At 53.1% G+C, this 2393-nt stretch carries 2 pseudogenes; both read left to right on the top strand.

The window, feature by feature from the left end:
* The first annotated feature begins 85 nt into the window (after positions 1–85).
* Positions 86–1686 (top strand): annotated as a pseudogene (locus KO503_RS16880) (helix-turn-helix domain-containing protein).
* Between the two features lie 81 nt (positions 1687–1767).
* A pseudogene (locus KO503_RS16875) lies at positions 1768–2268 on the top strand (integrase core domain-containing protein); the annotation flags it as partial.
* Between the last annotated feature and the right edge of the window lie 125 nt (positions 2269–2393).

Genomic DNA, 2393 nt, shown 5'->3' with positions numbered 1-2393 from the left:
TGTCTGACGTCAGCACCCGTGGGACAGATTTGAGGATTTGAATAACGGAGGATTTCTGGTTCATCTTATCGATTAGGAGATCGAGATGACGAAGAAGCCACAAACATCGAAAGAGGCCGCCGAGAAGGTGGTTAAGAACATCCGCCGTAAGACGCGGCAAACTTATTCAGCCGAGGAGAAGATCCGCATTGTTTTGGCGGGCCTGCGTGGTGAGGAGAGCATCTCAGTGCTGTGCCGCCGTGAAGGGATCGCTGAAAGTTTGTATTACAGCTGGTCGAAAGAGTTTCTGGAGGCAGGCAAGCGGCGCCTGTCTGGGAACACTGCGCGTCAAGCGACATCGCCTGAGGTTAAGGATTTACGTTCTGAATCCTTGGCCCTGAAAGAATGTGTCGCCGACCTGACCTTAGAGAACCGTCTGCTCAAAAAAAGCATGACAGGGGCTGGGGGATAATGAGACCTTGTCCGCCATTGGTCCGAGGACAATGGTCGAATGAATGAGATATCTATTACCCGGCAGGCGATTTGGCCAAGCCAAATCTGCCGAGAGGGCGGCATCTGAAAAGCTTGAGATCATCCGCACCGTTGAGGGATCACATCTGCCAGTCAAACAGACCCTCGACATGCTGGGCATCCCGCGCACGACATTCTATCGATGGTATGATCTCTATGTCGACGGCGGCCTGGATGGGCTGACTGATAGGTCCCCACGCCCAGGATCGGTCTGGAACCGCATCCCTGATGCCCGTCGTGATGACCTGATTGAGTTTGCACTGGAGCACGAGGCGTTGTCCACGCGGGAACTGGCGGTCAAATACACCGATGAGAAGCGGTATTTTATATCTGAATCATCAGCTTATCGTATTCTCAAAGGCGAGACCTTGTCCGCCATTGGTCCGAGGGCAATGGTCGAGCGACCTGATCACTGCGCCTGATTACGTGGTGATCAAAGCGGCCGACGCGTTCACGGACAAGACTACAGCAATCAACGAGATGCTCCTCTCGGGCAGCGGGCAGACTGACTTCACTTACTTCAAGATCATTGCCCTATCGTGACATTTGCTATGCAAATGCACTGCCGGGTGACAGGTGGGGTTGGTATTATCTCAGCACGATCCTAGACGATTACAGCCGCTACATCATCGCATGGAAGCTTTGCTACCACTGCCCGGCAGGGTATTTCCAAAGGAAATGTCCCGAGAGGGGAACATGCGGGCTGAAGACGTAACAGACACGATCGAACTGGCGCTGACGGCATCGGGGTGCGACCAAGCCACCGTGCGCCACAAGCCACGCCTGCTCAGCGATAACGGGTCTTGTTACATCTCGTGTGATCTCGCGGAGTGGCTGGAGGGGCAAAGCATGAAGCATGTCCGCGGTGCGCCATTCCACCCGCAGACCCAAGGCAAGATCGAACGTCGTGCTATAAGCACGCCTTTGGCGTGACGGCATCAGACCATGAAAAACAGGGTTCTGCTGGAAAACTACTTTCTGCCCGGCGACCTTGAGCGTCAGATCGGGGCCTTCGTCGAATACTACAACAATCAGCGCTACCACGAGAGCCTGAACAACGTCACACCCGCAGACGTCTACTTCGGACGCGACAAAGCCATTCTCAGAGAAAGGGAAAAAATCAAGAAAAACACAATCAAACAACGCCGCTTGCAACATCAAAAACAAGCAGCATAATCAATCACACGAACGAACCAGAGCCTCCAAAGCTCATGCCGCTCTAATGTCCCATTTTATATGACGACGGACAGGTTACACTCGTGGAAACTTTGCACCAACATGAGAACCCAAGACGTGACAGACACATTGGATTTGGCTTTGGCAGCGTCGGGATGTGACCAAGTTCATGTCGTCCACAAACCTCGCCTGCTGAGTGATAACGGCTCCAGCTACGTCTCGGGGGAGCTGGCGGAATGCTTGCAAGACAAGGATATGAAGCACAGCCGTGGCGCGCCCTATCATCCTCAAACGCAGAGCAAGATCGAGCCCTCTCGGCAGATTGCTTTGCAATCGCCTGCCGGCAATGGATGGCATCACCGCATGCTGCTGGAAAACTACTTCCTACCCAGCGATCTTGAGGCTAGGATCGAAGCCTTCGTCGACCACTACAATCACCAGCGTTACCACGAGAGCCTGAACAACGTCACTCCCGCTGATGTCTACTTCGGGCGCGACAAAGCCATTCTACAGCAACACGAAAGGATCAAACGAAAGACACTCGAAACGCGGCGCTTGCATCACAGACAACGCGCCGCATAATGAAACCAAGCAGATGAGCCGAACTGTCTCTTAGTTTAAGCTGCCATTGGTTCCAAAAAAACTGACGACGGACACTAAATCCAGTTTAAACTAAGTATGCACTTTGGTCTTGCCCGGTTTTAGTT

The sequence above is a fragment of the Pacificibacter marinus genome (assembly GCF_018860505.1).
GTDB classification, from domain to species: Bacteria; Pseudomonadota; Alphaproteobacteria; order Rhodobacterales; family Rhodobacteraceae; genus Celeribacter; species Celeribacter marinus_B.
The sequence above is the reverse complement of the archived record's forward strand: the minus strand, read 5'-3'. Positions and strand labels throughout refer to the sequence as shown.